Source organism: Paenibacillus apii, from assembly GCF_011043685.1.
GTDB classification, from domain to species: Bacteria; Bacillota; Bacilli; order Paenibacillales; family Paenibacillaceae; genus Paenibacillus_AQ; species Paenibacillus_AQ sabinae.
The window spans coordinates 146,764-159,450 of record NZ_JAAKGU010000006.1 but is presented as its reverse complement, the minus strand read 5'-3'; the positions used below and the strand labels follow the sequence as shown (position 1 = coordinate 159,450).

The window sequence follows — 12,687 nt, the reverse complement described above, 5'->3', positions numbered from 1 at the left end:
ACGATGAGCAAAGATTTCATTCTTCCGGTCCCGCCGCTTCCCCTCACGACGGCTGAGCAATCGAAGCTGCAGGGGAGGCTGAACGGTTTTAAGAACGGCTATGAAGAAGGCTATTTCCGCGGGCGTCTGGCCATTCTGGACGGCCGCCCCGAAGAGCCGCTGCCCGTTCGCAATATTCATGTCATGTACGTCGCTTCCGGCAAAGGATATCCCTATTCCCCGCTGGACGAAGCCGTGCTGTCGTCGCTGCAAGGCCTCACGGCGGCTGTAACGGTAACCGATGTGCATCAGAACTTGTTGGAACTGGCCGGTGCGAACAAGCCGGACTTGGTACTTGTGCTGGACGGAATGGATCTGCCGCTGGAACAAATCGACCGGATTCGGGGAATGGGCATTCGTACGGCGATTTGGCTGACGGATGATCCCTATTATACGGATTTCACGCTGGGCCTCGTGAACCACTATGATTATGTATTCACGCTGGAACGAAATTGCATCGAATATTACCGGCAGCTTGGCTGTAAAGAGGTGCATTATCTGCCTTTTGCGGCTTACCGTCCGCATTACCGCCCCACCATTTCGAGATCGCCGGTCACTCGCGAAGTAAGCTTCATCGGCTCCGCATATTGGAACCGGGTCCATTTCTTCCGGGAAATTATGCCGCAGCTGATGGAGTTCAATACAGTGATTAACGGTATCTGGTGGGATCGGCTTCCGGAGGCACCGCTTTACGGCAACCGGATCGAGATCGGCAAATGGATGTCCCCGCAGGAGACGGCGACCGCCTACAGCGGTTCAAAAATCGTGATCAATCTGCACCGTTCCCATAAGGATGATATCGCCAACAACAACACGCTGGCGATTTCGGCCGCTTCGCCGAATCCGCGAACCTTCGAAATTGCCGCTAGCGGTACGCTGCAGCTGAGCGACATCCGGGATGATTTGGCATCCTTCTACAAGCCTGGAGAAGAGATTGTAACGTTCGGCTCTCAGCAGGAGATGATCGATAAAATCCGTTATTACCTGTCTCATGAGGAGGAACGCCAAGCCATTGCGCTTAAAGGGCTGGAGCGGACACTCCGGGAGCATACGTATCCGAAGCGGGTCAATCAGCTGTTAACCACGATATTCGGATGAATCTCCGCCCGGCTTACGTGTGCCAATTTGTGCTCCTGCCGCGGGCAGCTGTCACGTCCGCTTCCTCCGCCCCTTTCATACGATAAGCCAATGGCAAATCAGGCAGAAGACGCCGGATCATGCGGGAATCTGTTTCCGGTGCGGAACTTTGGAGAGCGGCAGGGGAGGTCTTTCTATTCGGGCGGAGGAACCGGCAGGAGGTTGCCGTTAGCGTCCGGGCTTTGCATACCTAACAGGGAGGTGAGCGGCGGCTCCGAGAGCATCTGATCGGAAGCGCCAATACGCCAATGGCTGATAAACCTGCCGTTGTCCTTTTTTCCCACGTATCCAATGACAACAGTATTACCGGCGCCGAGAAGCTGCTGCTGTTCTTTGCCCGGGAACTGTCCTCCTACTTCGACTGCCTGCTCGTCGCTCCTCAAGAAGGCAAGCTGACCAGGCAGGCCCGCCACAGTGGAATACCGGTGGAGCTGCTGCCGATCCCGCTTGTGTACGGCATGTATACTCCCTATGCGGGACTTGAAGAGGACATAAGGTCGTTTCAGGAAGACAGGGAGTACAAGGAGCTGAAGGCATGGCTGGAACAGCGCCGTCCCGCCTTCATCATAACGAGCACTTGTGTGCACGTTCTGCCGGCTGCAGCCGCCAAATCGCTGGGCATACCGGTGGTATGGAAGATCAGCGAGATTATTACCGAGAACGAGAACACTCCGCTGAGCATCCAGGTGATCAACCGGTTCAGCGATCAGATTATCTGCATATCGCAAACGGCGGCTCTTTCTTTTACAGAGGAAATGCGGGCAAGCAAAATCGCACTGCTACCGCCAACCTGGGACGAAAGAGAGGTCATGACCGGGGCATGGAGCAAGCTGAGGATTGAACGGCGGCGTGAGCTGCGTGTAGGGCCCGCTAGTCCGCTCATCGGCTATATCTCCTCATTTATCATCTGGGAAAAAGGGCTGGAGCATTTTATTCATATGGCCATACTCGTGGCACAGAAGCGTCCGGATGCTCGTTTCCTTGTTATCGGCCAGCCTAGAGACAAGGAATATTTCAATATCTGCAAACGCAAGGTGAGGCTGGAGGGCTTGTCTTCCCGATTCCGGTTTGAGAGTTATGCGGAATCAATTGCGGAGACTTACTGTGCCATGGATGTGCTGGTCGTTCCGAGTCTTGTCCGCGAGGGCTTTGGCATGACCGCCATGGAAGGACTTTCGTTCGGCAAGCCGGTCGTCGCCTATGATTCCGGGGGATTGGGAGAGATCATGCGGGCCGTTGATTGCAGCGAAGGCCTGGTTCCGCGGGAGAACAGCGAAGCGCTTGCGGAGCGCGCCCTTGCGCTGCTCGCGCAGCCGGAGCTGGCAGCGACGATCGGCGCCCGGTCGCGCGGCCGCGTGATCGCCCTCTACGGCCCGGCGGCTTACCGCGAGCGCCTGCGCGGGCTCGCGGAGGCGTGGCTGCTCCGCTGGGCCGTGCCGGCTGCTGCGGCCGCTCCGCCGGAGCCGCCCGCCGGCGAGGCCGCGGGCGAAAGCGCCGCGCCCGGGGCCTCGCCGCAGCGCTCGCCCGCAGGGCGCCGCGCAGCGAAGCGGCGCGGCCGGCTCCGGCGCAAGCTGGCCGGCCGCACCGCGCCGCCCCGGAGCGCGAAGCGGGCGAAACGCCCTCGCCGCGCGTCCCGGCGGAGGCGGACATCCCGCAAGCGCCGGAGCGCTGCCGCGCGGCGCCGGTAGCGGCACCACTCTAAAATGACACCAAAGATTTAGAGCAGGGGAGTGAACGAATGAAAATCATGACCATTCTGGGCACGCGCCCCGAAATCATTCGCCTAAGCGTCATTATTCCGCTTCTGGACCGGTATGCGGACCGCCATGTGCTGGTGCATACGGGCCAGAATTTTACCGCCAGTCTAAGCGGCGTTTTCTTTGAGGAGCTGGGTCTGCGGGCGCCGGATTACGTGCTGCAGGAGAAACAAGCGGGACTTGGCGGACAGCTCGCCGCCATGTTCGGCGGGCTGGAGCCGATCCTGCTCAAGGAACAGCCGGACCGGGTTCTGCTGCTCGGCGATACGAACAGCGCGCTGTGCGCCATTCTGGCTGAGCGGATGGGCATTCCGGTCATTCATATGGAAGCGGGAAACCGCTGCTACGATTTGGGGGTGCCGGAGGAGAAGAACCGGCGCGTCATCGACGCCGTTTCGACCATCAATATGCCTTATACGCCGCAGAGCAAACGGCATCTGGCCGCCGAGGGCATTCCGAACGCCCGGATCATGCTCACCGGCAATCCGATTTATGAGGTTATGACGCATTACGCGCCGCAAATTGCGGCAAGCGATATTTTGAAGAGGCTCAGCCTGACCCCGGGACAATACTTTCTCGTTACCGCGCACCGCGCCGAGAACGTCGACCGGACGGAGTCGCTGATGGAGATCATGAAAGGTTTAAACCTGATCGCCGAGCACTTTGGCCTTCGTCTGATTTGCAGCATCCATCCCCGCACCCGGTCGAAGCTTTCGGACTCTTTTCCACTACAGATGAATAGCCTCGTCGAGTTTTACGAGCCGTTCGGCTTCTTCGATTTCGTGGCTTTGGAGAAGAACGCACGCTGCGCCGTTACCGACAGCGGCACGGTTCAGGAAGAATGCTGCCTGATGGGTGTGCCGACCGTTACGATCCGCCGGACGACCGAGCGGCCGGAGACGGTGGACTGCGGAAGCAATGTCGTATCCGGAGTGGACAGCGGAAGTATTTTGCGGTGCGCCCGGCTGATGACTTCGATGAACCGCGATTGGGAAGTCCCGGACGGATATAGTGTCCCGGATGTGTCGTTTAAGGTAGTTAAATTTTTACTTGGAGGGAACCTGTATGTTCAATAATCAACGGATTGCGGTTATCGGCGGTACCGGTTCCTGGGGACATGAACTGATCCGGCAGCTTCTGCCCCAGAATCCGAAAGAAATCATCATATTCTCTCGGAACGAATCCGCCCAGGTAGCCATGAGCCGGGAATTCGAGGACAGACGATTAAGCTTTGTCATCGGGGATATCCGTGATAAGGAAGCGCTGATTGCTGCATGCCGGGGAGTGGATTACGTGTACCATCTGGCTGCGCTGAAGCATGTTCCCGTCTGTGAGGATCAGCCCTACGAGGCGCTCAAGACGAACGTCATCGGTACCCAGAACGTTATTGAAGCGGCCATAGCAAACATGGTGAAAAAAGTGATTTATATCTCGACCGACAAGGCGGCCAATCCGTCCAACTTCTACGGCATGACCAAAGCTATCGGCGAGAAGCTGATCGTCTACGCGAACCTGCTTGGCTCGAGCACAAAGTTTGTCACAGTACGGGGCGGAAATGTGCTGGGAACGAACGGCAGCGTCGTCCATTTGTTCATGAAGCAGATTCGCGAAAAAGGTGAAGTGCGGATTACCGATTTCAACATGACCCGGTTCTTCCTGACGCTGAGCGATGCGATTTCCCTGTTGTTCAAAGCGTCCGAGGTCAGCGTGGGCGGAGAAATTTTCGTGATGACCATGCCGACCTGCCGGATTGTCGATTTGGCCGAGGTGCTCATCGAGGCATCCGACAGACAGCATGTAAAAATCATCGAGACGGGCATCCGCCCCGGAGAGAAGATCAATGAAATTCTGATGAGCGATTTCGAAAGTCTGACCACTGTAGTATACGACGAGCAGTATCTTGTCATACTGCCTACGCTTGACATGCCCGATCTGAAGGCGCGGTATCAGGCATGCGAGCCGGTGTCCTTCAGCAGCTTCAGCTCCGCGAACAATCTGATGTCCAAACAAGAGATCAAGGATATCCTGATCCGGGGAGGTTTCCTCCAATGAAGCTGCTGATCCTCGGCGGAAACGGCATGGCGGGGCATATGCTGGCAGATTACTTCCGCCTTCAGGGAGAGCACGAGGTATTTTACACGACCAGGGACAAAAGCGACCGCAAAGGTCTGATACTCGATGCGGAAGATATTGCATCAGTGGAGAGTACGGTAAGCATCGTCTCTCCTCACTGCATCATTAACGCGCTGGGCGTTCTCAACCAATCCGCGGCGAACCATAAAATTGCCGCCTATCATATCAACGGCATCCTCCCTCATCGTCTGCGGCTCGCCGCCGACGATGTATCCGCTCGGCTGATCCACATCAGCACCGACTGCGTGTTCGAGGGAACGCGGGGCGGCTACACGGAGGAAGACGCACCGGACGGAACCTCCGTGTACGCGGTAACCAAGGCGCTTGGCGAGGTTCGCGCTTCCGGTCATCTCACGATTCGCACATCGATTATCGGTCCTGAAATACGAAAGAATGGCATCGGCCTCATGGGATGGTTCCTGTCACAGACCGGCAAGGTTCCGGGCTACCGCCGCGTCATGTGGAACGGGGTGACGACGCTTGCGCTGGCCAAGGCCATCGATCGTCTGCTCGATTCTGAAGTGTCAGGTCTGATTCACCTGGCCCATCCCCAGCCGGTCAGTAAATACGAGCTGCTCGGGATGATTCAGACGGCCTTTCACAAGACCGACGCCGAGATTGTTCCCGATGACGATCATGTCCAGGACAGGACGCTGGTCAGCACACGTCCCGATTTAACCTTTCATCTGCCTTCCTACCCTGATATGCTTGCCGAACTGGCGGACTGGATGAAGCAAAGCCGGAGATATCCATGACCGCCAGAAAGCTGCTGATTACCGGCGCCGCCGGCTTTACGGGGCAGCATGCAGCCGCCTATTTTGCGGCGGAAGGTGCGGAGGTTACCGCAGTGCTGCGAAAGGCGCTCCCGGACGAATCCCGGGAACGCTTATTTCCGAAAGACGTTAGGACCTATATTTGCGATTTGAACGATGGCGAAGCCGTCAAGAAGATGATAGAGAATACCGCTCCGGACGAGGTGCTTCATCTGGCCGGAAAAAACTCCGTACCGGAGTCGTGGCAGCACCCGGTTCGATATATGGAAACGAATGTCATGGCGGCTGTATATCTGCTTGACGCGCTTCGTTCCCGTAGAGAAGTTCGTCTGCTGGTGGCAGGATCGCGGCTGAAGTTCAATCCGGGAGCCGGAGAGCGGGCCGCGCATCCGTACAGCCTCAGCAAGACGCTGGAAGAACTGATGTCGCTGTCCTGGGGATCGCTGTTCGGGCAGAAGGTGCTGGTCGCGGAGCCCTGCAACTTGATTGGCCCCGGCCCCTCTACCGGCTTCTGCTCGCTGCTTGCCGGACATATCTTCCGCAGTGAACAGGGGATTGCCCAATCTCCGTTTCGGCTGTCTTCCCGGCTAGACCAGCGGGATTTTCTTGATGTGCGGGATGCGGTAAGGGCGTATGATTGCATCTTGAAGCAGGGAGAACCGGGCATCGTGTACCAGGTCGACTCGGGTAAAACCCGCAGCCTTGGCGAGGTTACAGAAGGCATGCTGAGTCTGACCCGGGCTGAGGTTCCGGTGGAATGGGGAATAGAGTCCGGGCAGGAGCCGATGAATGCCACCGCTGCCGAAGCGCTGCAAAAGACTAAGGACCCCTCCGACCCAGGAGCGCCGCAAAATCAGCCGGAGGCTGTCTCTACTCATGTGCATGCGTCCGTCCTAAACTGGCGCCCTGAAGTGCAGCTGGAGCGTTCGCTTGCCGACATTCTGGAATATTACCGAAGCAGCAACCGGAAAGGAGCATCGCCATGAATGCGAAAGTGTCGGTCATTATTCCCTTTTATAACTGCCCCTATATTGAGCAGGCTCTGCAGAGCGCGCTGTTACAATCCCAGACTCCTTATGAGATCATTGTCATCGACGACGGCTCCACCATGCACAGTGAGAAAATTGCTCCTTACCTCGCACATCCTCACGTTCATTATCTGGGCAAAGCCAATGGAGGCACCGCGTCTGCGCTGAATCACGGCATTCGTCATGCCTCCGGCGATTATGTCGCCTGGCTGAGTTCGGACGATGTCTTTTATCACGATAAAATCAGAAACCAGTCACTGTTCATGGAGCATAACCATCTGCTGATTTCCTACACCAACTTCAATTATATCAATGCCGCATCCCAGCTCGTTCAGTCGAATGCCGGGGCTGTTTTTGACAATCGGCTCGATTTCCTGCGCTGCTTTCTGCAAGGCAACCCTGTAAACGGCTGCACGGTCATGATCAAAAAGGAACTGTTTGGCGCCATCGGCTTGTTCGATGAATCGCTTCCTTTTACTCATGATTATGATTTATGGTTCCGGGCGGTTCTGAACGGGTATCCTCCGGTAATGCTGAATCAATCCTTAACCGGGTACCGGCGTCATGAAGGTATGGGCACGATCAGGCATTATGACCGGATTATGGCTGAAGTGTCGGCGTTAAAAGAGCGATACAGCCCGCCGCTGCGCAGTCTCATCACGTCTTTGGGAGGATAAAGAGCTGCTTCATGCCAAATCCTTTCAGCATAGCCCGCCCTCAGGGGAGCCATCCTAACGATTGTTGAACAGCAATCATAATGAGTGGAGGGTGAATGCATGTTGCGAAAGAGTATTGGCTTGTCTGTCTCCGCGGCCCTGCTGTTGGGGATGGTTGGAATCGCGGGATGCGGGGGCAACAACACAGCAGGAAATTACGGTGTACGGAGTGTACATGACGGCCGCATAAATGATGGTGTACGAGGATTGCAAGATGGCCGCCTGAATGTCAATTCGGTGAGGGGACATGCGATCGACAGGCTGGATCTTGATCAGAAGCTTGCCGACCGCGTGGCTGCCATGAAGGATGTGCGTACAGCTAATGTGCTAACCGCCGGCCGCAGCGCATATGTCGCTGTAACTCTGGAGAATAATGCCACCGGAGGGATGCGGGCCAAAGGCGTCAACGGTTTGGGTGCGAACATGATGCCGGGCAGCACCGGCTACGGAACAGGAAACGGTACCGGCTACGGTACCGGAGTCGGTACCCACTACCCGGTACGGGGGAGCAGCATGCCGGGAGCTGTTGCCAATAACAACAGAAGCTTAACGGGAACGGGCGCGGCGATACCTGGAACGGGAATGGGCGCAGCGATACCTAATCCGGCAGGACGTGGAGGCTTCTTTGGCGGCAACGGAGTAACCACGGGAACCACGGCGACGAGCGTTCAAGATACGCTTTCCAAAGAAGTGAAGTCCAAGATCGCTGATGTTGTCAAAAAGAATGCGACGGGCATTGACCGGGTGTACGTCTCGGCCAATCCCGATTTCGTTCAGCGCGTGAATAGTTATGCCGAGCAAGCGCGAAACGGCCAACCGCTGCAAGGCTTTGTGAATGAATTCCGCACGATGGCGGAGCGTATTTTTCCTGCGCGCACCGGGGACGATATGAACAGATAAATGAACGGCAAAAAACGCAGAGGTTCTTCCCTGAGCGGATGGGCCTCTGCGTTAATGCCGTTTACATAACAAGCTTATAAAGGATGCCGCCGTCCGCCGATCCATACGCCGCGGAGGTTAAGCGTACCGTCCAGCAGCAGAATATCCGCCCGCTTGCCGGCTTCCAGCGATCCGATGCTGCGCTCCATCCCGAGCGAGATGGCCGGGTTCAGGCTCGCCGCCCGTGAAGCGTCTTCTAGGCTCAGGCCCACCTCCTGGATCAGATAGCGGAAGCCCTTGATCATAGTAAGGGTGCTTCCGGCAAGCGCATCCGGGTTGTCCCGCAGGCGGGCAACGCCGTCCTGAACTTTAACCGGCAGATCGCCAATGGCATATTCCCCGTCGCTGAGTCCGGCTGCCGACATGGCGTCGGTAATCAGAATCAGGCCTTCCGGGCCTTTCAGCCGCGACAGAATGGAAATAGCCGCCGGATGAACATGAATGCCGTCTGCGATGATCTCCGCACGAATTCGTGCATCGGACAAGACCGCTCCGGCAGTACCGGGCTTGCGGTGATGCAGCGGGGTCATCTGGTTAAACGCGTGCACCGCCTGGTTAAGACCCGCGTCCGCTGCTGCGATAACCTGCTCGTATGTGGCGTCGGTATGGCCGAGAGCGGCCGTTATTCCGTGCTTACGAAGCCAGGTTATAGCGGCTTCCGCGCCCTCGCGCTCAGGGGCCAGAGTAACCTGCCGGATGAGGCCCGGGTAGTCACTCTCCCATTCCTCCAGCCACAGGGTGTTTGGCGGAACAATATGCTCCGGATTCTGGGCACCTGGCCATTTCGGGCTGATGAATGGCCCTTCCAAATGGATTCCCGCTATCTGTGCGTACGGCATATCTTCCGAGCGGTAGGCACTGACGACGGCGAGCACGCGATCAATCGCCTCCTTGGAGGCAGTCATCGTCGTTGCCAGCAGCGTCGTTGTTCCGCTCGATGCATGGAAGGCGGCCGTCTCCGAAATCTCCCGGGCGTCGGCGTACATGAAATCATGGCCCGCGCCGCCGTGCACATGCACATCGACAAAGCCGGGAATGAGCAGGCCGTCCAGCCTGCGTTCGCCCTCCGTCCAGCCGGAGCAGGCTTCCGGCAGCCAACTCGCCTCTCCCGCATAGACAATGATGCCGTCCTGAACCGCGATGACGCCGTCTTTGACAACCCCTTGGGGAGTCAGCACGATGCCATACAGCAGTTGTTCCCGTTCCTGATTTACTTCAGCCATTGTCCCGCTCCTTCATCAAGCAGTACGACAACGTTCGGATGGGTCTGAAGCAAAGAGGCGGGGCACTGGGTCGTAATCGGTCCCTGAACCGCGTTTCGGATCGCTTCGGCCTTTTCCGCGCCGCGTACGAGCAGCAGAATTTGCTTTGCTTTCAGGATACTGCCGACGCCCATCGTAATCGCCTGCCGGGGAACATCGTCAATCGAAGGGAAGAAGCGGGCGTTGGCCTCCCGTGTTGCCTGAAGCAAATCAACGACATGAGTGCCGCTGTTTAGCCCGGCATCCGGTTCGTTAAAGCCGATATGGCCGTTGCTGCCGATGCCGAGGATTTGCAAATCGACAGGTCCGTTATTTTCCAGCATTTGGTCATAAGCCAGGCATTCGGCCTCCAGATCTTTGGCGCTGCCGTTTGGCACATGGGTTCGGGACAGGTCGATGTCGATATGGCTGAACAGATGCTTGTTCATGAAGCTGCGGTAACTCTCCGGATGATCTGCCGGGAGCCCTACATATTCGTCAAGATTGTAGGAAGAAGCCTTGGCAAAGCTCACGAGACCCCCCCGGTACATCTGGACCAGCCGCTCGTAGACGCCGATGGGCGAACTGCCGGTGGCGAGGCCGAGGACGGCTTTTGGATTGCTCTGCAGCAGGCTGGCGACCAGACTGGCCCCCGTCTGCACGAAATCTTCGTCGTTGTGAAATTTCATAATATTCATTATTCTCTACCTCCCCGTTTATGACGGAATTGCCGGACGTTCCGGTAGGATTGCTCCAACTTCGGAATATAATCGCTGAACCGTTTGCTGACCATCCCGGTAAATAAAATATCGATCACATGAAGCTGGGCGATCCGCGATGCCATGTCTCCTCTGCGCATTCCTTGCTCCAGCGAGGAGGAGAAGAGCGATATCCCGCTGAGCGAGGCCAGCGAGCTGCTGCCATAGGAAGTAAGCGAGACCGTGGCTGCGCCGCTGCTCTTCGCACACAGAAGCGCGTCGATCGTCTCCGGGGTCTCCCCGGAGTACGAAATGGCAAAGGCGACGTCCCCCTCCGACAGGGAGGAGGCCGAGGTGATCTGCATGTGCGAATCGGCAAAGGCCGTGCAGTTCACGCCGATCCGGATCAGCTTCTGATAGAAATCCTGGGCGATGATGGACGAGGTGGCCATTCCGTACAGATCCACCCGCCGGGCGCTGCAGAGCAAATCTACCGTCTGCTCAAGCCGCCCGATGTCCAGCAGCGACGTCGTGTCGCGGATGGAAGCAAGGTGATTCGCCTGCATGGCTTCCACGATTACGGAAAGCGGATTTCCGGCCATTATATCCTGATAGGAGGAACCGCCTTCCTGGGGTGCTCCATCGCCGTGGGCGATTTCGGCAGCCAGCTTCACCTTGAAATCAGGGAAGCCTTTAAAGTGAAACTCTTTGCAAAAGCGTGTGATCGTTGCGGCGCTGATGCCGCATTGCTCCGCCAGCTCTGTGATGCCCATATGGACAATCTCGCCGGGGGAGGCAAGAATCCGCTCCGCCAGCCTGCGCTCCATTTGGGAGAGCTTGGACTTTTCGCGCTCCAGTGCATGCAGGATTGGAGTCATCGGTCCACCTCGTATTCCAATTATTGAAATTATTTTTGTTATTATAAACGAAAATAAGAAAATTATTTTCATACATAGAATAAAAGAAAAGCTTGCGGGATGCAAGAGGTCTTTTCATAATAAATGGCCGCCCTTCCGGCTTCAATACCGGAAGGGCGGCCGTTAAGATTCAGGTAAAATCCCCGTACCCTGCATGTTTTAAATATTCGACGAAGGCTTTGATATCCTGGGCCCTCTCCTTCGGGCAGACCAGTATCACGTCTTTCGTCTGGATAATCATCATATCCGATACGCCGATCGAAGCTATCAGAATATCGCTGCTGATGATGACCGAATCCCGTGTATCCATTCCGATATGACTGCCTCTGACGGCGTTGCCGCTGCTGTCACAGCCGGTCAATCTTCCGAACGCCTCCAGACTCCCGATATCATCCCAATCGAAATCGCCTTTAACCGCCATCAGGCTGCTGCTGTGCTCCAATACACCGTTATCAAAAGACAAGTCGGGCAGCCGGCTGTAAGCCTGTTCGATCAATGAATGGAAGCTTGGGGAGTCGAGATGGTCCAAGGCCTCGGACAGAATATGGAAGTGCTCCTGCATATGCTGCTGAATCCCGCTTTTGAAGGCCTGCAGACTGCCCGCGACGATCCCGCTATTCCATAAATACTGCCCGGAAGCTACATATGCGCGGGCGGTTTCCGTATCCGGTTTCTCCTTGAACTGCCGGACACGGGAAATTTGCCGGGGGCCGGCTGAAGGGTCTGAATCTATGTTAATGTAGCCATAGCCGATAGCCGGGTAGGTCGGATTCACGCCGATTACAGTTAATGTCGAGCTGCTGCACTCCTTGAACGCCAGACGGATTGCCTTAAGGTACTCCTGCTTGTTGCCGACATAGCTGTCGGCTGGAATAAAGCAGACCGAGCCTTTCCGGAATCGCCGTTCCAGCAGTAAGGCCGCATAGGAAATGCAGCCGCCGGTGTTTTTGCGGAGGGGTTCGAGGATAATATTTTGGCGGGGAATGAGGTTCCCCAGCACTTCCTGCGTGAGATCGGCATAGTTATGATTCGTAATGACAAAGCATTTGTCCGGCGGAATCAGTTCTGAAATGCGCTCAATTGTCCGTTGAAGCATGCTGCCGGTTCCATCGGCACTGATAAACTGTTTTGGCCTCTGTTCCCTGGAGAGGGGCCACAGCCGAAGTCCGGCGCCGCCGGCCATAATGACTGCATACTGATCCATTTTTTCACCTTCCCGATGTCGAGGCCTGCCCGAGCAAGTGCGATTGTAAGGTATTTATATGAGCGGGAAGATGTGAAGGTATGGGTATTACCCTCGGCAGCCATA

General features: G+C 56.5%; 12 protein-coding genes. 8 read left to right on the top strand and 4 right to left on the bottom strand.

Going from position 1 to position 12,687, the window contains the following annotated elements:
• Window positions 1–3 precede the first annotated feature (3 nt).
• The 8 genes from G5B47_RS14720 to G5B47_RS14685 all read left to right on the top strand — a co-directional run bounded on the left by G5B47_RS14720 (window position 4) and on the right by G5B47_RS14685 (window position 8,483).
• Window positions 4–1,137 (top strand): CgeB family protein, encoded by a 1,134-nt coding sequence (locus G5B47_RS14720; RefSeq protein ID WP_165099404.1) that lies wholly within the window; start codon window positions 4–6, stop codon window positions 1,135–1,137.
• Window positions 1,138–1,424: 287 nt separating this feature from the next.
• Window positions 1,425–2,864 (top strand): glycosyltransferase family 4 protein, encoded by a 1,440-nt coding sequence (locus G5B47_RS14715; RefSeq protein ID WP_165099401.1) that lies wholly within the window; start codon window positions 1,425–1,427, stop codon window positions 2,862–2,864.
• A gap of 50 nt (window positions 2,865–2,914) precedes the next feature.
• Complete coding sequence (wecB, locus tag G5B47_RS14710; protein ID WP_165099398.1) at window positions 2,915–4,009, top strand: non-hydrolyzing UDP-N-acetylglucosamine 2-epimerase; 1,095 nt, start codon at window positions 2,915–2,917, stop codon at window positions 4,007–4,009.
• Window positions 3,999–4,985, top strand: coding sequence for a polysaccharide biosynthesis protein (locus G5B47_RS14705; RefSeq protein WP_165099395.1), 987 nt, complete (start codon window positions 3,999–4,001; stop codon window positions 4,983–4,985). Before wecB ends, G5B47_RS14705 begins: the two co-directional genes overlap by 11 nt.
• Window positions 4,982–5,821 (top strand): dTDP-4-dehydrorhamnose reductase family protein, encoded by an 840-nt coding sequence (locus G5B47_RS14700; protein ID WP_165099392.1) that lies wholly within the window; start codon window positions 4,982–4,984, stop codon window positions 5,819–5,821. The genes G5B47_RS14705 and G5B47_RS14700 overlap by 4 nt, the downstream gene beginning before the upstream one ends.
• Window positions 5,818–6,825 carry an NAD-dependent epimerase/dehydratase family protein gene (locus tag G5B47_RS14695; RefSeq protein ID WP_165099390.1) on the top strand — a complete coding sequence of 336 codons (1,008 nt, stop codon included), beginning with the start codon at window positions 5,818–5,820 and terminating at the stop codon, window positions 6,823–6,825. Before G5B47_RS14700 ends, G5B47_RS14695 begins: the two co-directional genes overlap by 4 nt.
• Entirely contained in the window at window positions 6,822–7,544 is a 723-nt protein-coding gene (locus G5B47_RS14690; protein ID WP_165099387.1) for a glycosyltransferase, read from the top strand. The genes G5B47_RS14695 and G5B47_RS14690 overlap by 4 nt, the downstream gene beginning before the upstream one ends.
• A 99-nt stretch (window positions 7,545–7,643) precedes the next feature.
• Window positions 7,644–8,483, top strand: coding sequence for a YhcN/YlaJ family sporulation lipoprotein (locus tag G5B47_RS14685; RefSeq protein ID WP_165099385.1), 840 nt, complete (start codon window positions 7,644–7,646; stop codon window positions 8,481–8,483).
• A gap of 74 nt (window positions 8,484–8,557) precedes the next feature.
• Here the strand turns inward: G5B47_RS14685 and nagA are convergent, their stop codons facing one another.
• From nagA to G5B47_RS14665, 4 genes are all read right to left on the bottom strand, one after another.
• Window positions 8,558–9,745 (bottom strand): N-acetylglucosamine-6-phosphate deacetylase, encoded by a 1,188-nt coding sequence (nagA, locus tag G5B47_RS14680; protein ID WP_165099383.1) that lies wholly within the window; start codon window positions 9,743–9,745, stop codon window positions 8,558–8,560.
• Complete coding sequence (gene nagB / locus G5B47_RS14675; protein WP_165099381.1) at window positions 9,733–10,461, bottom strand: glucosamine-6-phosphate deaminase; 729 nt, start codon at window positions 10,459–10,461, stop codon at window positions 9,733–9,735. Before nagB ends, nagA begins: the two co-directional genes overlap by 13 nt.
• Window positions 10,461–11,339 carry a MurR/RpiR family transcriptional regulator gene (locus G5B47_RS14670; protein WP_165099379.1) on the bottom strand — a complete coding sequence of 293 codons (879 nt, stop codon included), beginning with the start codon at window positions 11,337–11,339 and terminating at the stop codon, window positions 10,461–10,463. The genes nagB and G5B47_RS14670 overlap by 1 nt, the downstream gene beginning before the upstream one ends.
• Before the next feature lie 169 nt (window positions 11,340–11,508).
• Window positions 11,509–12,582 carry a mannose-1-phosphate guanylyltransferase gene (locus tag G5B47_RS14665; RefSeq protein WP_165099377.1) on the bottom strand — a complete coding sequence of 358 codons (1,074 nt, stop codon included), beginning with the start codon at window positions 12,580–12,582 and terminating at the stop codon, window positions 11,509–11,511.
• Window positions 12,583–12,687 lie beyond the last annotated feature (105 nt).